We start from the raw sequence: 15,989 nt of genomic DNA, 5'->3' as shown, positions 1-15,989 counted from the left end.
TTGTCGGGGTGGCGTGCGTGGCGGTGGCGGTCGGCATCGGCCTGCTGGCCTCCTGGCATCTCGGCACTGCGGCAGGCGCATCGATCGCGGCCAGCGCCATCGCGCTCGCCGCACTCTCGGGCCTGCTCGTGCGCGCCACGACCCGCTTCCGGCGCGCCCCGCTCGCGGCGAGCGCCGCCCCCGACGACGCGGCCGGCGCATCGCCCGCCGCCGGAGCTCCGCTGCCCGCGGCCCCCGCACTCCACCACCCCGCTCCCCTTCCGTGAAAGGCACGATGTTCCCGCACTCCTCCCGCCCATCCCGCACCGCAGCCCTGGCCGGCGTCGCCGCGCTCGGCATCCTGCTCGCCGGCTGCAGCGCGTCGCCCGCCGGTGCTCCTGCGGTCGATGACGCCGCGACCGCAGGCGAAGCGGCCGCCGGCGAAGCCTCCGCCTCCGACGACACCGGCGCCGGTCACGGCAAGATCGAGGGCGCGGTCGAGGCCCCCGAACCGCCGCTGCACCTCGTGTCGATCGACGCGGGCGGATCCGTATCGCTCCTCGATCTGCTCGACGGCACCGAGACCGAACTCGGCCCGGTGCGCGCCCCCGAGTCCGTGACCACGGACGGGCGCTACGCGTTCGTCGCCGACGATCGCGGCGTCGACATCGTCGACAGCGGTGCGTGGACGTGGGATCACGTCGACCACTTCCACTACTACCGCGCGACCCCCGCGGTACCGGGCTCGGTCGAGGGCTCGGGCGTCGCGACCGTCGCGACGGGCATGCTCTCGACCGCGGGCGGCACCGGCGTCTTCTTCCCCGAATCGGGCGAAGCCGTGCTGCTCGATAACGCGGCGCTCTCGCAGGGCGAGATCCGCGAGACGCTGCGGCTCGAGGTCGCACCGCACGACGGGATCATGGCGCCCCTCGGCACGGGCGCCCTCGTCACCGAGGCGAGCTCAGGCGGCGACGTCGAGCGGCTGCGCGCCGTCGACGCGGAGGGATCAGAGGTCGATGCGATCGCGTGCGCCGACGCGTCGGGCACCATCACGACTCGACTCGCCCTCGTGGTGGGCTGCGCCGACGGCGCGGTGCTCGCGACCGCCGAGGAGGGCGCGACCGAGCTGACGAAGGTGCCCTACCCGGAGGGGGCCGCCCCTGCGGCGACCGAGTTCTCGGCGCGCAAGGGCCGGCCGACCGTCGCCGGCCTCGGAGACGGGAGCGGGGTGTGGCTGCTCGACACGCGCGAGCAGTCGTGGCGCTGGATCCCGATGCCCGAGCGCCCCGCGGCGGCGACCGCGGTGGACGACGAGTCGGAGCACCTCGTCGCGCTGGCGCCCGACGGCAGCGTGCGCGTCTTCGACGGGAGCGGGGCCGAGGTCGCGGCGACCGATCCGCTCGTCGGCGCTGCCGACGGCGGCGGGCGGGCATCGCTCACCGTCGATGCGCAGCGCGCCTACGTGAACGACCCCGCGACCGGCGTCGTGCACGAGATCGACTACGCCGACGGCGCCCGGGTCGCCCGCACCCTCGAACTCGGCACCGCCGCCGACTTCGTCGTGGAGACGGGCCGATGAGGGCGCGGCGCACGTGGCCCGCCCTGGCCGCGCTGGCGTCGAGTGCGCTCGTCTCGTTCGCGCTGATCGGGTGCGCGACGCCCGGGCAGGGCGGGGCGGATCGCCCGCAGATCGTCGTCACCACCAACATCCTCGGCGACGTGGTGGGCGAGGTGGTGGGCGACGAGGCGGAGGTCACGACCCTCATGCGCCCCAACGCCGACCCGCACTCGTTCGAGATCTCCGCGCAGGAGGCCGCGATGCTCGGCGACGCCGACCTCATCGTCTCGAGCGGCCTCGGACTCGAGGAGGGGCTTCAGCAGCACCTCGATCGGGCCGCCGACGCGGGCGCTCCCCTGCTCGTGGCGGGCGACGCCGTCGCCTCGCTGCCCTACGCGAGCGGAGACGCGGCCGGTGCCCCCGACCCGCACTTCTGGACCGACCCCGCCACGATGGTGGACGTGGTCGACGCCGTCGAGCAGGCGGCCGGGGAGATCGACGGCGTGGACCAGGAGCGGCTCGCCGAGCACGCCGCGGAGTACCGCGACGAGCTCGAGACGCTCGACACCGAGATGACGGAGGCGTTCGCGGCGATCCCGCCGGAGCGGCGCGCTCTCGTCACGAACCATCACGTGTTCGGCTACCTCGCGGATCGCTACGGCTTCCGCATCATCGGCGCGGCGATCCCGGGCGGCACGACCCTCGCCGCCCCGAGCGCGGCCGACCTGCAGGAGCTCAGCGACGCGATCACGGAGGCGGGCGTCTCGACGATCTTCGCGGAGTCGTCGCAACCGGATCGCCTGGTGCAGGTGCTCGCGAGCGAGGCCGACATCGACGTGCGCGTCGCCGAGCTCTTCACCGAGTCGCTGACGGGGCCGGGCGAGGGCGCAGAGACCTACCTCGAGATGATGCGCGCGAACACGGCGCGCATCTCCGAGGGACTGACGCAGTAACACCCATCGAAAGAAAGCAGGACACCACTATGACCCGACGACACCTCCGATACGGCGCCCCCGCGGCGCTGCTCGGGCTCGCACTGCTCGCGAGCGGGTGCTCCTCGAACACGGCGGGCGACGCCGCAGCCGGCGACTCCTCCTCCGGCTCCGCGAGCGAGGAGCACGCGCACTCGGGCGAGCAGCGCGTCGCCGTCTCGTACGCGGGCGGCATCGCCGTGCTCGACGCCGAGACCCTCGAGCTCGTCGACGAGCTCGAGAGCGAGGAGTTCACCCGCCTGAACGCCGCCGGCGACGGCCGGCACGTCTTCGTCACCACCTCGCAGGGCTTCGAACTGCTCGACACGGCCGAGCCGGCGCTCACCGGGCTCGTCGTTCCCGCCTCGGCCGCGGGCCACGTCGTGCGGCACGCGGGCAAGACGGTGCTCTACGACGACGGCGCGGGCGAGACCACCGTCTTCGACACCCACGATCTCGCGCACGTCGACGGCGAGCTGCCCGAGGCCGTCACCCACACGGCGGAGCACCCGCACCACGGCGTCTCGATCGAGCTCGAGGACGGCACGCTCGTGACGACGGTGGGCGATGAGACCTCGCGCTCGGGCGCCGTCGCTCTGCACGCGCACGACGACCACTGGGACGAGGTGGCGTCGAGCGATCAGTGCCCCGGCATCCACGGCGAGGGCACCGCGGCCGACGAGGCCGTCGTCTTCGGGTGCGAGAACGGCGCGCTGCTGTACGCGGACGGCGCGTTCACGAAGCTCGACGCCCCCGACGCGTACGGACGCATGGGCAACGCATTCGTCTCGGAGACGAGCCCGATCGTCGTCGGCGATTACAAGTCGGACCCCGACGCCGAGGGCTACCTGCTCGGCTCCGTCGCGCTCATCGACACCGTCGCCGAGAAGCTGGAGGTCGTCGATCTGCCGGAGAACGTGCGCTACACCTTCCGCGACGTGACTCGCGGGCCGGACGATCTCGCGTACATCCTGTCGACCGACGGGTCGATCCACGTGCTGGATCCCGAGACCGGCGACCTGGTCGACGAGTTCCCGGTGATCGACGCCTGGGAGGGGCCGGCCGAGTGGCAGGACGCCCACCCGGCGCTGGTCGGCACCGGCGGCGACACCGCCTACGTGACGGAGCCCGCGGCGAACTCCGTGCACGCGGTGGATCTGCGGACCGGCGAGATCACGGCGACGGCCGAGCTCGATCACACCCCGAACGAGTTCGCGGTCGCGCTCGGCGAGCACTGAGCGCGGGCACCGGTGCCGCGCGCAGGCTCCGGTGCCCGCCGCGGAGGGCGCCGCATCATCGGGATGCGGCGCCCTCCGCGTCGTCGTGGGCGGAGGCCCCTTCCGTCTGCGCCCAGGCGAGCTCGCTGACGTCGATCTCGGCGGTCATGTCGCGCAGGAAGCGCTCGACGATCTCGCGCTCGTGCGGGGCGAGGCGCGCGGCGGCGTTGAAGCGGTTCGCCTGCTGCTGGCCGACGGTGCGCATGGCGGCGTCGTGCGTGTCGGGGGTGATGCGGATCACGAGAGCCCGACGGTCGTCGGGGTGCCGTTCGCGCGAGATGTGGCCGCCGCGCTCGAGCCGGTCGAGCAGCTTCGTGGTCGACGCGCTCGAGATGCCGAGGTGCGCGGCGATGGCGCCGGGGGTGGGCAGTACGTCGGTGTTGCCGGCGACGATGAGGAAGTGCAGCGCGCGCATGTCGACGCTGCTGAGCCGCATGTACTTGAGCGATGCCTCCGAGAGGCGCTCCTCGGCCTCGCGCAGCGCTCTCAGCGCCTCCATGAGGCGGGCGATCTGCCGCAGTTCGGCGTCTGAGAGGCCGGAGCGGTCGACGAGCTCGGATCTCGGGTCCGAGTGGTCGAGGCGGTACAGCGCCGAGGGGTCGGCGGGCACCGCCGACACGTCGGTCTCCCCACCCCGCTTGTTTTTCGTCACAGCAGAATATTATCCTGAAGTTGATCACTTTCCAGGTGAGTAATCAAGATTTCTACACGAGCGGGGACAACGTGGACGAGCTGCGCGAGAAGAGCCCGACACCCGGCACCCAGGCGCCGCCCGACGCGGCGGAACGCGTCTCCCTCGCGATCTCCGCGGCCTTCGACCATCGCACGCGCGCCGCGGAGGCGTACCACCCGGTCTTCGCGCAGCTCTGGAAGATCTGCGGCGAGCGCGTGGCCGGCGGCAAGCGCATCAGGCCCCGCCTGATGCTCGACATGCTCGCCGCGCTCAGCGACGACGCCGTGCCCGATTCAGCCATCGAGATCGCGGCCGCCATCGAACTGCTGCACGCCTCGTTCCTGCTGCACGACGACGTGTTCGACGGCGACCTGACCCGCCGCGGCTCGCTGAACCTCGTCGGTCTGCTCGCGCACGACGAGCAGACCGACGCGGCGCCCACGCCGGAGCGCCTCCACTGGGCGCGCAGCTGCGGCATCCTCATGGGCGACCTCCTGCTCGCCGAGGTGCACCAGATCTTCGCCCGCGTCGACGCGGCCCCCGACCTGCGCACCCGCCTGCTCGATCTGCTCGCGCACGCGATCACCGAGTCGGTGGTCGGCGAGCAGCTCGACATCGGGCTGGAGGACGGCGCTGTGGTGGCCGACACCGCCACCGTGCTCGAGATGTGCCGCCTCAAGACCGCGACGTACACGTTCGAGCTGCCCCTCCGCGCCGCCGCGATCCTGGCGGGCGCCGCCTCCCCCGCCGCCGAGAGCGCGCTCGCGACCGCGGGCGCCCACCTCGGCCTCGCCTTCCAGCTGCAGGACGACCTGCTCTCGACCTTCGGCGACCCCGCGGCCCACGGCAAGGACGCGTTCTCGGATCTGCGCGAGGGCAAGGAGACCGCCGTGATCTCGGCGGCGCGGATGACGAGCGCGTGGCCCGAGATCGAGCCCGCGTTCGGCACCGGCTCGCTCACCAGCACCGAGGGGGAGCGGATGCGCGGACTGCTGCGCGACTGCGGCGCGGAGGCGTTCGTGCACGGGCTCATCGACGACCAGATGCGCGCCCTCCACGAGACGCTCGCCGACCCCGCCTCCGGGCTCCCCGACGCCGCGCGCGACACCCTCGTCGCGCTCGCCGACCGCCTCGACGGGCGCCGCTCGTGAGGGCCCGCTCCCCCCTCGACCGCTACTCGCGCTCGGCCATGCGCGCCTCGGCGGTCGTGATCCGCAGCTACTCGACCTCCTTCGGCGCCGCCACACGACTGCTCGGCAGGCGCCACCGGGGGCACGTGCGCAACGTCTACGCGCTGGTGCGCGTCGCCGACGAGCTGGTCGACGGCGTCACCGAGGGCGCGGGGCTCACCCCGGCAGAGCAGGCGGACGCCCTCGAACGACTCGAGGCGGAGGTCGCGCGAGCCATCCGCTCCGGCTACTCGAGCGACCTCATCGTGCACGCCTTCGCGCAGACGGCGCGCGCCGCCCGCATCGACGCGACGCTCATCGATCCCTTCTTCGCGTCGATGCGCGCGGACCTGCCGGCGCCCGATGCGAGCGGGAGCGACGCCGACAGCGCCGGACTGCGCGGGTTCGATGCCGAGCAGCACGGGGCCTACGTCTACGGATCGGCCGAAGTGGTGGGGCTCATGTGCCTGCGCATCTTCACCCGGCACCGCTCGCTCGACGCCCTCGAGCAGCACCGCCTCGAACGCGGCGCCCGCAGTCTCGGCGCGGCGTTCCAGAACGTCAACTTCCTGCGCGACCTCGCCGATGACACGGATCGCCTCGGCCGCAACTACCTCGGCACGCAGGAGCGGCTCACCGACGCCGACCGCATCGACTGGGTGCGGCGCATCGAGGCGGAGCTCGCCGACGCGCGCGCCGTGCTCCCGCTGCTGCCGAAAGACGCGCGCGCGGCCGTGCGCTGCGCGCTGAACCTCTTCGCCGAGCTGAGCCGTCGCATCTCGCGCACGACCGTCGACGACTTGTACGCTCGCAGGGTGCGCGTGCCCGACTGGCGGAAGGCCGGGATCATCGCGCGATCCGTCGCCCGCACCGCGGCGGAGACACGATGAGCGACGCACCGACCAGCGACGCACCGACCAGCGACGCACCGACCAGCGACGCGCCGACCGGCGAGGCACGGATGAACGAGGCACCGATGAGCGAGGCACCGATGAACGACGCACGCCGCACCCCTCGGCGAGACGGCTCGACGCGCACCGTCATCGTGGGAGCCGGCATCGCCGGACTCGCGACGGCGGCGCTCCTGGCACGGGAGGGGCACGACGTGACCGTGCTCGAACGGGGAAGCCGTGTCGGCGGCCGCGCCGGCTCGCTCGCCCGCGACGGCTTCCGCTTCGACACCGGCCCGTCGTGGTACCTCATGCCCGGCGTCTTCGACCACTTCTTCGAGCTGCTCGGCACTTCGACGGAGGAGCAGCTCGATCTGCGCCTGCTCGATCCGGGCTACCGCGTCTTCAGCGAACCCGCCCCCGGCCAGGCTCCGCCCGAGCCCGTCACCATTCCCGCGGGCCGCGCCGCCGCGCGCGCGGTGTTCGAGCGCCTGGAGCCGCAGAGCGGGCCCGCCTTCGACGCCTACCTCGACTCGGCCGCCGAGACGACGGAGATGGCGGAGCGCTACTTCCTCTACAACCCCTTCACGCGCCTGCGCGCGCTCGCCGTCGGCCCCGTGCTGCGCGAACTGCCCCGCCTGGCGCGGCTGCTCGGCACCTCCCTGCGATCCTTCGTCGCACAGCGCTTCCGCCACCCCGTGCTGCGCCAGGTGCTCGGCTACCCCGCGGTCTTCCTCGGCACGAACCCGAAGGACGCGCCGGCCATGTACCACCTGATGAGCGCTCTCGACCTCGACGACGGCGTGCGGTACCCGATGGGCGGGTTCGCCGCCCTCGTCGACCGCCTCGCCGCGCTCGCCGAGCAGGCGGGCGCGCGCATCGTGCTCGACGCCGACGTCACCGAGATCGAGGTGGGCGCCGGATCGCCGCGCTCCGAGCGGCCCGTCGCCGACCGCGGGGCCGGCTTCTCGTCGACGGCGCGCGCCGTGCGCTGGCGGGGCGCCGACGGCGAGCGCCACCGGCTGCCCGCCGACATCGTCGTGTCGACCGCGGACCTGCACCACACGGAGACGCGGCTGCTGCCCGAAGCGGCCCGCAACTACCCCGAGAGCTGGTGGTCGAAGCAGATCAGCGGCCCCGGCGCCGTGCTCGTGCTGCTCGGCGTGCGCGGTGCGCTGCCCGAGCTGCCCCACCACTCGCTCTTCTTCACGCGCGACTGGGATCGCAACTTCTCCGACATCTTCGACGAGCCCCGGCGCATTCCCGACCCCGCGTCGTCGTACGTCTGCAAGCCGAGCGAGACCGACCCGGGCGTCGCGCCGAGCGATCACGAGAACCTCTTCGTGCTCGTGCCCGTGCCGGCCGACACCGGCATCGGACGCGGCGGGGCGGACGGAGGCGGCGATGCCGAGGTCGAGCGCGTCGCCGATGCGGCGATCGACCAGATCAGCGACTGGGCCGGCATCCCCGATTTGCGCGAGCGGATCGTGGTGCGCGAGACGATCGGCCCCCGCGATTTCGCCGACGACTACCACTCGTGGAGCGGCGGGATGCTGGGGCCGGCGCACGTGCTGCGGCAGAGTGCGCTGTTCCGCGCGCAGAACCGGTCGAAGCGCGTCGACAACCTCTACTACGCCGGTGCGACCACCGCGCCCGGGGTGGGCATCCCGATGTGCCTCATCAGCGCGGAGCTGGTGCTGAAGCGCATCCGCGGCGATCACTCCCCGGGCCCGCTGCCGACGCCGGCGGCGGCCCCGACTCCCGAGCGGGGCTGAGATGGCCGTCGTCTACCTCGCGTGCCTGCTGGGTGCGAGCGGGTGCATGCTGCTGCTCGACGCCCGATTCCGGCTCTTCTTCTGGCGCGACTGGCGGGCGGCAGCGGTGGTGACCGTCGGGGGCGTGCTCTTCCTCCTCGCCTGGGATCTCGTCGGGATCATGACCGGGGTCTTCGAGATGGGCGCGAGCGCGGGCATGACCGGCATCCTCATCGCGCACGAGCTGCCCATCGAGGAGCCGGTCTTCCTCGCCTTCCTCGTGCTGTGCACGATGGTGATCTTCACGGGCGCGGTGCGCCTCCTCGAACGGCGTGCGGCGCGGCGCGGCGCGGCGGCGGAGGGGCGATGACCTACCTCCTCATCAGCATCCCGTTCCTCTCGGCGGCACTCATCGGCGCGCTCGCGCTCACCCCGTGGCGCGACCCGCACCTCGCCCGGCGCCAGTGGGCCGCGACCGGCATCGCCATCGTCGTGCTCGCGATCCTCACCGCCGTCTTCGACTCCCTGATGATCGCCGCCGACCTGTTCTCGTACGGCCACGGGCACACCCTCGGGCCGACCGTCGGGCTCGTGCCCGTGGAAGACTTCAGCTACCCCGTCGCCGCGGCGCTCCTCGCCCCGGCGCTGTGGACCCGCCTGACCGCGCGGCGACCCCGAGTCGGCGCCCCGAACCCGCGAGAGGACGCCCCAGATGCGCACGCGTGAGCACTCCGGCTGGAACGCCCATCTGCTGCGCGAAGCGTTCGTCGCCTCGCGGCCGGTGAGCTGGATCAACACGGCCTACCCGTTCGCCGCGGCGATGCTGCTGACCACGCGCGAGGTCGACTGGCTGCTCATCGTCGGCGCGCTCTACTACCTGATCCCGTACAACCTCGCCATGTACGGCATCAACGACGTCTTCGACTACGCCTCCGACATCAACAATCCGCGCAAGGGCGGCATCGAGGGCGCGCTGCTCGCCCCGAAGTACCACCGTCCCATGCTCTGGCTCGCGGTACTCACGAACGCGCCCTTCCTCGTCGTGCTCGCCATCGCGGGCGGGCCCGGCTCGTGGTTCGCCCTCGCCGTGAGCACCTTCGCGGTCGTCGCCTACTCGGCACCCGTGCTGCGCTTCAAGGAGCGCCCCTTCCTCGACTCCGCGACGTCGAGCACCCACTTCGTGAGCCCCGCGATCGTCGGCCTCACGGCGGCGGGCGCGCAGTTCACCCCCGAGCTCTGGCTGATCCTGATCGCCTTCTTCTGCTGGGGCATGGCGGCCCACGCCTTCGGAGCGGTGCAGGACGTGATCCCGGATCGCGAGGCCCGCATCGGCTCCATCGCGACCGTGCTCGGCGCCGCCTCGACCGTGCGCCTCGCCCTCGCGCTCTGGGCGCTCGCCGGGGTGCTCATGCTGTTCACCCCGTTCCCCGGGTCGCTCGCCGCCGCCGTCGCGATTCCGTACCTCGTCAACTGCGCCCCCTACGCCCGTGTCTCCGATGCCGACTCGGGGCGCACGAACCGCGCCTGGCGGCGCTTCATCTGGCTGAACTACGCGTCGGGAGCCGCCGTCACCATGATCCTGATCGGCTGGTGGCTGCGCACCGCGTAACCTGCTCAGCCGCTCCGCGCGCGTCGCCCGCTCAGCGCTGCCCGCGCAGCGCTGAGCGCGCGTGCACCACGCCGAACGTTTCGTCAAGGGCTTATCGCTTCTCGGCGCGCCCTCGTACGCTGATGCATGCAGGAGCCGCTCTGCGGGGTCTCCCTGCCGCGGCAGTTCAGAAGGAGAATGGCATGCGTATCTCATCCGAGGATCACCGCGAACGCGAAGCCCTTCGCACCGTCGGTGTCGAGGAGGAGCTGCTGCTCGTCGATCCGCGCACGGGCCGCCCCGCTCCGGCCGTGGAACTCGTGCTCGCCGCCGCCGCGTCGGCCGACGTCGCCGCGCTCGTCCCCGAAGCCGCGCAGATCACCCACCTGGAGCGCGAGAGCAAGCGCGAGCAGCTGGAGGTCATCTCGATCCCGCACACCACGCTCGACGACCTCGCCCAGAGCGTCGCCGCCGGCCGCAGGCTCGCCGACGCCGCCGCGCAGCAGCTCGGGCTGCGCGCCGCCGCCATGGCCACGAGCGCCACTGCGGGAGCGACGCACCTCACCGTCGCCGGCCGGTACGCCGACATGGAGGACCGCTTCCAGAACCTCATGCGCGAGCAGCTGACCTGCGGCCTGCACGTGCACGTCGGGGTCGCCGACGACACCGAGGGCGTGGCCGTGCTCGACCGCATCCGCCCCTGGCTGCCGCTCGTGCTCGCACTCAGCGCGAACTCGCCGATGTGGAACGGCGCCGACAGCGGATACGCCAGTCAGCGCTACCAGGTGTGGAGCCGCTGGCCGACGGCGGGCCCGTACGACACCTTCGGCTCGCCCGCGAACTACCACCGCGCCGTCGACGAGCTGCTCGCGACCGACGTGCTCGTCGACGACGGCATGATCTACTTCGATGCGCGGCTGAGCGCCCGCTACCCCACCATCGAGGTGCGCGTCGCAGACGTCTGCCTCGACGCCGCGCACTCGGTGGCGATCGCGGGCATCATCCGCGCCCTCGTCACCACGGCGGCGCACGAGTGGCGCGCCGGCTTCTCCCCCGATCCGCTCCCCACCCCCGTGCTGCGCCTCGCGATGTGGTCGGCGAGCCGGCACGGAGTCACGGGGCCGCTGCTGAACCCGATCCTCGGGCAGCCCTGCGACCCCGACGTGGCGGTCGACGCCCTGCTCGCCCACATCGCCCCAGCCCTCGCCGCCTCGGGAGACCTCGGCCTCGTGACGGCGATGATCGACGACGTCTTCGCGAACGGCACCGGTGCCGAGCGGCAGCGCCGCGCGCTGCGCACCCGCCGGAGCGCGCGGGCGCTGGTCGAGGAGGCCATCGAGCGCACGCACCGCCCCATCGGCCCGACGTCGTCGGTGCGGGATCCGCTCCCGATCTGATCCGCACCGCGTCCCGACGACCGCGCCGACCAGCTGCACCACCACCCGTTTCCGCCCCCTCGCACAAGGAGCTCACCGTGACCGCGCCGCGCCGCGCTCGACCCGCGTCACCCTCGTCCGACCCCGTGGCCGCCGCCTCCGCGGTGTCCCTCTCGAGAGCGGCGCGCTCCCACCCGGTGATCCCCGTATCGGGCGAGCCGGAGACGCCGCAGCCCCACCTGCTGCGGCTCGCCGGCCTCGCCGCGCTCTTCGGTCTCGGCCGGCGGCGCTCGGCGCCCGCCGCGAGCGCGCTGCCCGACGACGACCCGTACGCGGCGTACCTGCGGTGGGCGTCGAGCGGTGCCGCCCCCGCCGCCGAGGACGGGCAGGAGACCGCCGCCGCGTAAGCGCGCCCATCCGACGCGGTATGGTGGATGACGCCGAAGCGACGAGGCGGCGCTCTCCTCCCGGCGGCTGAGCGCCCGGCGCTCCGGATCGGGAGGGGATCATGACGCAGACCGTCGCCGCCCCGCACGCCGCCGTGCCGACGCGCGCCTGGGTCGTGCTCGCGCTGGGACTGCTCGCGCAGGCCGCCGGCACCCTGCTCGTCAGTGCTCCCGTGTATCTGATCCCGCTGCTCCACCTGCAGCTGGGCGTGCCGCTCGCCGCGGTCGGAGCGCTGACCGCCGCGCCCACGCTCGGCATGGTGCTCACCCTCGTCCTGTGGGGCGCCGCCGCCGACCGCTTCGGCGAGCGCTGGGTGATCGCCGGCGGGCTCGCCCTCACCACTGCGGCCGCCATCGCCGCCGCCGTCACCGCCGCCGCGACCGACGCCCTCGTCCCCCTGGGCATCGCGCTCTTCTTCGGCGGAGCCGCCTCCGCGAGCACGAACGCCGCGAGCGGCCGGGTCGTGGTGGGCTGGTTCCCGCGCCACCGCCGCGGCCTCGCGATGGGCGTGCGCCAGATGTCGCAGCCGCTCGGGGTGGCCGCCGCCGCGGTGACCGTGCCGCCCATCGCCTCGGCGGCGCAGACGAGCGGAGTGTTCGTCGCCATCAGCGCACTGCTCGTCGTGCTCACCGCCGCCTGCGCCATCGGCATCCGCAATCCGCCGCGCCCGCAGATCGCCCCCGCATCCGCCGCGGGTTCCGCCCCCGCGGGCTCCTCCGTCTCCGCCGCGGGTTCCGCCCCCGCGCGCCCGGCGCCGCCGCCGAACCCGTACCGCACGAGCGCGTTCCTCGCCCGCATCCACGCGGTGTCGGTGCTGCTCGTCGTGCCGCAGTTCGCCCTCGCCACCTTCGGCATGGTGTGGCTGATCGCGGGACTCGGGTGGACCCCCGCGGCGGCCGGCCTGCTCATGGGCGTCTCCCAGTTCGTCGGAGCCCTCGGCCGTATCGTCATCGGCGCGCTGAGCGACCGCGTCGGCGATCGCGTGCGGGTGCTGCGCCGGGTCGCCGTCGCCGGCGTGATCGTCATGGCGCTGCTCGCGCTCGTCGCCCTCGCGCACGGTGCGATCCCGGCCGGGTTCGCCGTGGGCGGCATCGTGCTGGTGCTCGCCACCGTCGTGAGCGTCGCCGACAACGGCCTGGCGTACACCTCCGTCGCGGAGGCCGCGGGCAGTGCGTGGGCGGGCCGTGCGCTCGGGGTGCAGAACACCGGGCAGTTCATCGCCGCCTCCGCCGTGGGGCCCGGCATCGGCGCGGCCATCGCGCTCCTCGGGTACCCGCTCGTCTTCGGCCTCATCGCGCTCGCACCGCTCATCGCCATTCCGCTGATTCCGCGCGAGGACCGCCACGGCTGAGCGCGGCGGCGAGCGGCCGGCGGCCGGACCCCGCACCGATGCCCGGCGCCGCCCGCTCGTCGCGTTACCAGCCCCGCACCGCGACGACAACCCCGCTCCGCGCGCCGTCGACCTCGCGTACCGTCGCACGGGAAGGAGGTCGACCATCATGACATCGAAAGACGCCGCACACCCGACCGCAGAATCCCCCGACTCCGTCGAGACGTCGGTGCCCGAGGCCGCCGATCGCGTGGGCCAGACCGGCCCCGATGCAGCCGATCCGCCGCGCTCCGGCGATCCCGGGCCGCTCGACAGCACCAACGGCAAGCCCGACAGCGACGCGCAGCTCGACGGGGAGACCGAGCACCCCGGATCCGACGAGCTCGACGAGGACGAGGGCGCCGACGCGTTCGAGACGGAGCAGCAGGCCGACGTCAACGGGCGCGACGCGGGCGCCGAGCGCGACGACCTCGATCACATCTCGGTCGACACCCCCGACTGATCATTCGCCACCATCAGACGTCGTCGCCGGGTCCTCTCGGGTCGGGGCCGCTGCCGCGCCGGAACACGAGGCGCGGCAGCACGCCCCACACGCCGATCACGACCACCGCGCCGATCGCCAGGGTGACGAACCCGGCGGCACGCCCCAGGGCCACGTCGAAGACGAGCCCCGTCACGCCCGCGGCGAGCAGGGCGAGCACCACGAGATCGGTCGACAGCATGCGCCCGCCGAGACGCACGATCTCGGGCTTGCGCCCCTTGCCGAAGAATGTGCGATGCAGCGTGACCGGGGCGAGGCCGAGCACCGCGGCGACCCCGGCGAGCCCCACGAGCACGAGGTAGAGCGTCAGCTGGAATGCGTCAAGTTCCTGGAACCGCGGCTGGAAGGCCAGGGCGAGCAGGAAGCCCCCGAGGATCTGCGTGCCGGTCTGAGCGACCCGCAGCTCCTGCAGAATCTCATTCCAGTTGCGATCCGCGCGCTCGTTCGTCGTCTCGGAGCGGCCGTCGCCGTTCACATCGGTCATACGCAGACTGTACGGTCTCGCCCGGCCGCAGCGCCACCTGCGCTGCCGTGTCGCGCGAGGCGCCGCCGAACGACGCCCCCGAGCGCCCGTTCTCCGCGGCGAAGGCGCGCACCGCAGCGGCGACCTCGCGCGGGGCTGAGGCGTGCACCGCATGCGCGCACCCCGGCACCGTGACGATGGCCCCGCACCGCGCCGAGCGCTGGAGCTCGTGCGCCCATCGGGCACCGGCCACCCGATCCCGCGCCCCGCGCACGACGAGCACGGGCACGCGCAGCTCCGCGACGGCTGCCTCGATGCGGTAGCGCCGCATGTGCACCGCCTGACGGAGGAAGGTGCGCGGGCCGCACCGGAGGTACGCGGCGCAGGCGAGCACGTTCACTCGGGGCGGCTCCCCCCACGCGTCCACCAGCAGGGCGACGAGCTGAGCGCCGAGCGAACGGTGCGCCCGGTCGACCACCGGACCGATCAGCACCACCGCGGCGACGAGGTCGGGCCTCCGGCGCGCGAGCTCCGCAGCCCACTGCGCCCCCATCGAGTGACCGATCAGCACACTCGGCGGACCGCCCAGCGCATCGAGCACGGCTCCCAGCGCCGCAGCCATCGTCGGCACGTCGGGCGCCGTGCGCGGTTTCGGAGCCGACCCGAACCCCGGCAGGTCGATCGACCGCACCTCGGCGGTGCGGGCGAGCTCGTCGTGGAGCCGCGCGAAGTAGCGGTGCGAGAGCCCGATGCCGTGGAGGAGCACGTAGCGCACCCGGGGCGGCTCCGCAGTCGGCGCGCTCGGGGCGTCCGATGCTGCGCCCGGCGCTGGTGATGCCGGGCCCGGCTCGCTCCCGCCGAACACCGCGAACGTCAGGCCGCCGATCTCGACGTCGCGCGGGCGAACCGGCGCTGCGCCCGGCCGCACCCGCGGAAGCGAGCGATTCCCCGCCCGCACGGCTCTCCCCTACCGGTCGCCGTCGGCGGGAACGCGCACCGTCAGCGCTCCCGGCTCGATCCAGGCGTTGAAGGCCACCGCCTTGCCGAAGCCGTCGCCGTCGAGCTCGATCTCCTCGGGGCGCGTGAGCCGGGCGACGAAGCGCGTTCCGGTGCGGTACTTCAGATCGCCGTCGTCCTTCTGCTCCCCGACGATCGCGCGACCCGACTTCGTGCGGCGCACGATGCCGTTGACCCAGGCGATCTTCGCCCATACGCGCAGCCACCCGAAGATGTTCCCCGGCCGGATGAGCAGGATGTCGAACTGGCCGTCGTCGATGACCGCTTCGGGCAGCAGCAGGATGTTGGCGGGCAGAGATCCGCAGTTGCCGATGATCACCGTGTGAGCGGTCGCCCGCTTCGTGCGCCCGTCGTCGAGGCGGTAGCGGAAGTGCAATTCGTTCGGGTCCCGGAGCGACTTCACGATGGCGCCGAGGTAGGCGAGCCAGCCGGCGCGCTTCTTCAGATCGTCATCGGTGTTCTTGATCATCTTCGCGTCGATGCCCATGCCCGCCATCACCACGAAGACGTGCCGCTCGCGGGCTCCGCCCTCGCGCTCGATGTCGACGACGCCGAGGTCGATCGGCCGGTTCTTCCCGGTGAACGCCGAGGTGACCGATCCCGGCATGTCGTTCAGCGTCAGGTCGAGATTGCGCGCCAGCAGATTGCCGGTGCCCGAGGGGAGGAGCGCCAGCGGGATCTCCGAGCCGCGCAGCCCCTCGGCGACGGCGCGCACCGTGCCATCGCCTCCGGCCGCGATCACGAGATCGACGCCGGCGCGCTTCGCCTCGTCCGTCATGCCCTGACCGGCGTCCTCGGCGGTCGTCTCCAGCCACAGCGGCTCGCCCCACTCCGCCTCCACCGCAGCCCGGGTGATCTCCTTCCGCAGCACGTCGACATCGACCTTGATGGGGTTGTAGATGACGGCTGCGGTGCGCTGACGACTATCGCTCATCTGCTCATCGTACGAGGTCCGC

At 73.2% G+C, this 15,989-nt stretch carries 18 protein-coding genes and 1 pseudogene; 14 read left to right on the top strand and 5 right to left on the bottom strand.

Going from position 1 to position 15,989, the window contains the following annotated elements:
* The 4 genes and pseudogenes from NS354_RS13695 to aztD all read left to right on the top strand — a co-directional run.
* Positions 1-266, top strand: a pseudogene (locus NS354_RS13695) (hypothetical protein); the annotation flags it as partial.
* Positions 263-1,558 (top strand): ABC transporter, encoded by a 1,296-nt coding sequence (locus tag NS354_RS06185; protein ID WP_345994177.1) that lies wholly within the window; start codon positions 263-265, stop codon positions 1,556-1,558. The pseudogene NS354_RS13695 and the gene NS354_RS06185, both read left to right, overlap by 4 nt.
* Positions 1,555-2,490 carry a zinc ABC transporter substrate-binding protein AztC gene (gene aztC / locus NS354_RS06180; protein WP_058593710.1) on the top strand — a complete coding sequence of 312 codons (936 nt, stop codon included), beginning with the start codon at positions 1,555-1,557 and terminating at the stop codon, positions 2,488-2,490. The genes NS354_RS06185 and aztC overlap by 4 nt, the downstream gene beginning before the upstream one ends.
* Before the next feature lie 29 nt (positions 2,491-2,519).
* Positions 2,520-3,746 (top strand): zinc metallochaperone AztD, encoded by a 1,227-nt coding sequence (aztD, locus tag NS354_RS06175; RefSeq protein ID WP_058593709.1) that lies wholly within the window; start codon positions 2,520-2,522, stop codon positions 3,744-3,746.
* Between the two features lie 55 nt (positions 3,747-3,801).
* Here aztD and NS354_RS06170 read toward each other — a convergent pair whose 3' ends face one another.
* Positions 3,802-4,437 carry a MarR family winged helix-turn-helix transcriptional regulator gene (locus NS354_RS06170; protein WP_153002124.1) on the bottom strand — a complete coding sequence of 212 codons (636 nt, stop codon included), beginning with the start codon at positions 4,435-4,437 and terminating at the stop codon, positions 3,802-3,804.
* A 35-nt stretch (positions 4,438-4,472) separates the two neighbouring features.
* Here NS354_RS06170 and NS354_RS06165 point away from each other — a divergent pair, with 35 nt between their 5' ends.
* Both NS354_RS06165 and NS354_RS06160 read left to right on the top strand, forming a co-directional pair.
* The gene (locus tag NS354_RS06165; RefSeq protein WP_241490378.1) at positions 4,473-5,609 is read left to right on the top strand and encodes a polyprenyl synthetase family protein; all 1,137 of its coding nucleotides are present in this window, start codon (positions 4,473-4,475) and stop codon (positions 5,607-5,609) included.
* Between the two features lie 38 nt (positions 5,610-5,647).
* Positions 5,648-6,517 (top strand): phytoene/squalene synthase family protein, encoded by an 870-nt coding sequence (locus NS354_RS06160; protein ID WP_058593706.1) that lies wholly within the window; start codon positions 5,648-5,650, stop codon positions 6,515-6,517.
* Here the strand turns inward: NS354_RS06160 and NS354_RS13940 are convergent.
* A complete protein-coding gene (locus tag NS354_RS13940) occupies positions 6,474-6,671 on the bottom strand; it encodes a pentapeptide repeat-containing protein (protein ID WP_193750716.1) in 198 nt (65 codons plus the stop codon). The two genes, NS354_RS06160 and NS354_RS13940, sit on opposite strands and share 44 nt — an antisense overlap.
* On the opposite strand from NS354_RS13940, the gene crtI reads away from it, so the two are divergent.
* The 8 genes from crtI (at position 6,619) to NS354_RS06120 (ending at position 13,514) form a co-directional block, all read left to right on the top strand.
* Complete coding sequence (gene crtI / locus NS354_RS06155; protein WP_058593713.1) at positions 6,619-8,292, top strand: phytoene desaturase family protein; 1,674 nt, start codon at positions 6,619-6,621, stop codon at positions 8,290-8,292. The two genes, NS354_RS13940 and crtI, sit on opposite strands and share 53 nt — an antisense overlap.
* Before the next feature lies 1 nt (position 8,293).
* A complete protein-coding gene (locus NS354_RS06150) occupies positions 8,294-8,641 on the top strand; it encodes a lycopene cyclase domain-containing protein (RefSeq protein ID WP_058593705.1) in 348 nt (115 codons plus the stop codon).
* Positions 8,638-8,997 (top strand): lycopene cyclase domain-containing protein, encoded by a 360-nt coding sequence (locus tag NS354_RS06145; protein WP_058593704.1) that lies wholly within the window; start codon positions 8,638-8,640, stop codon positions 8,995-8,997. Before NS354_RS06150 ends, NS354_RS06145 begins: the two co-directional genes overlap by 4 nt.
* On the top strand, positions 8,984-9,880 hold the full coding sequence (locus NS354_RS06140; RefSeq protein WP_058593703.1) for a prenyltransferase: 897 nt from the start codon (positions 8,984-8,986) through the stop codon (positions 9,878-9,880). The genes NS354_RS06145 and NS354_RS06140 overlap by 14 nt, the downstream gene beginning before the upstream one ends.
* Positions 9,881-10,062: 182 nt before the next feature.
* Entirely contained in the window at positions 10,063-11,256 is a 1,194-nt protein-coding gene (locus NS354_RS06135) for a carboxylate-amine ligase (protein ID WP_058593702.1), read from the top strand.
* Positions 11,257-11,333: 77 nt separating this feature from the next.
* Positions 11,334-11,642, top strand: coding sequence for a hypothetical protein (locus NS354_RS06130; RefSeq protein ID WP_058593701.1), 309 nt, complete (start codon positions 11,334-11,336; stop codon positions 11,640-11,642).
* Positions 11,643-11,743: 101 nt separating this feature from the next.
* On the top strand, positions 11,744-13,033 hold the full coding sequence (locus NS354_RS06125; protein WP_058593700.1) for an MFS transporter: 1,290 nt from the start codon (positions 11,744-11,746) through the stop codon (positions 13,031-13,033).
* Between the two features lie 148 nt (positions 13,034-13,181).
* Complete coding sequence (locus tag NS354_RS06120) at positions 13,182-13,514, top strand: hypothetical protein (protein WP_058593699.1); 333 nt, start codon at positions 13,182-13,184, stop codon at positions 13,512-13,514.
* A 13-nt stretch (positions 13,515-13,527) separates the two neighbouring features.
* On the opposite strand, the gene NS354_RS06115 is transcribed toward NS354_RS06120, so the two are convergent.
* Genes NS354_RS06115 through NS354_RS06105 form a run of 3 tightly spaced genes read right to left on the bottom strand, consistent with a single transcriptional unit; the run spans position 13,528 to position 15,967 of the window.
* Positions 13,528-14,037, bottom strand: coding sequence for a DUF6328 family protein (locus NS354_RS06115; RefSeq protein ID WP_058593698.1), 510 nt, complete (start codon positions 14,035-14,037; stop codon positions 13,528-13,530).
* Positions 13,970-14,974: an alpha/beta fold hydrolase gene (locus NS354_RS06110; RefSeq protein WP_082677931.1), complete on the bottom strand. Its 1,005-nt coding sequence runs from the start codon at positions 14,972-14,974 to the stop codon at positions 13,970-13,972. Before NS354_RS06110 ends, NS354_RS06115 begins: the two co-directional genes overlap by 68 nt.
* 9 nt (positions 14,975-14,983) lie before the next feature.
* The gene (locus NS354_RS06105; RefSeq protein ID WP_058593696.1) at positions 14,984-15,967 is read right to left on the bottom strand and encodes a diacylglycerol/lipid kinase family protein; all 984 of its coding nucleotides are present in this window, start codon (positions 15,965-15,967) and stop codon (positions 14,984-14,986) included.
* Positions 15,968-15,989 lie beyond the last annotated feature (22 nt).

Source organism: Leucobacter chromiiresistens, assembly GCF_001477055.1.
Taxonomy (GTDB): Bacteria; Actinomycetota; Actinomycetes; order Actinomycetales; family Microbacteriaceae; genus Leucobacter; species Leucobacter chromiiresistens_A.
The sequence above is the reverse complement of the archived record's forward strand: the minus strand, read 5'-3'. Positions and strand labels throughout refer to the sequence as shown.

What these genes read in the sequence shown, in the direction of transcription:
- NS354_RS06150 (WP_058593705.1), top strand. Translation starts at nt 8,294, where the DNA reads ATGGCCGTCGTCTACCTCGCGTGCCTGCTGGGTGCGAGCGGGTGCATG.
- NS354_RS06140 (WP_058593703.1), top strand. Translation starts at nt 8,984, where the DNA reads ATGCGCACGCGTGAGCACTCCGGCTGGAACGCCCATCTGCTGCGCGAA.
- NS354_RS06125 (WP_058593700.1), top strand. Translation starts at nt 11,744, where the DNA reads ATGACGCAGACCGTCGCCGCCCCGCACGCCGCCGTGCCGACGCGCGCC.
- crtI (WP_058593713.1), top strand. Translation starts at nt 6,619, where the DNA reads ATGAACGACGCACGCCGCACCCCTCGGCGAGACGGCTCGACGCGCACC.
- NS354_RS06145 (WP_058593704.1), top strand. Translation starts at nt 8,638, where the DNA reads ATGACCTACCTCCTCATCAGCATCCCGTTCCTCTCGGCGGCACTCATC.
- NS354_RS06115 (WP_058593698.1), bottom strand. Translation starts at nt 14,037, where the DNA reads ATGACCGATGTGAACGGCGACGGCCGCTCCGAGACGACGAACGAGCGC.
- NS354_RS06160 (WP_058593706.1), top strand. Translation starts at nt 5,648, where the DNA reads ATGCGCGCCTCGGCGGTCGTGATCCGCAGCTACTCGACCTCCTTCGGC.
- NS354_RS06120 (WP_058593699.1), top strand. Translation starts at nt 13,182, where the DNA reads ATGACATCGAAAGACGCCGCACACCCGACCGCAGAATCCCCCGACTCC.
- NS354_RS06135 (WP_058593702.1), top strand. Translation starts at nt 10,063, where the DNA reads ATGCGTATCTCATCCGAGGATCACCGCGAACGCGAAGCCCTTCGCACC.
- aztC (WP_058593710.1), top strand. Translation starts at nt 1,555, where the DNA reads ATGAGGGCGCGGCGCACGTGGCCCGCCCTGGCCGCGCTGGCGTCGAGT.
- aztD (WP_058593709.1), top strand. Translation starts at nt 2,520, where the DNA reads ATGACCCGACGACACCTCCGATACGGCGCCCCCGCGGCGCTGCTCGGG.
- NS354_RS06105 (WP_058593696.1), bottom strand. Translation starts at nt 15,967, where the DNA reads ATGAGCGATAGTCGTCAGCGCACCGCAGCCGTCATCTACAACCCCATC.
- NS354_RS13940 (WP_193750716.1), bottom strand. Translation starts at nt 6,671, where the DNA reads ATGACGGTGCGCGTCGAGCCGTCTCGCCGAGGGGTGCGGCGTGCGTCG.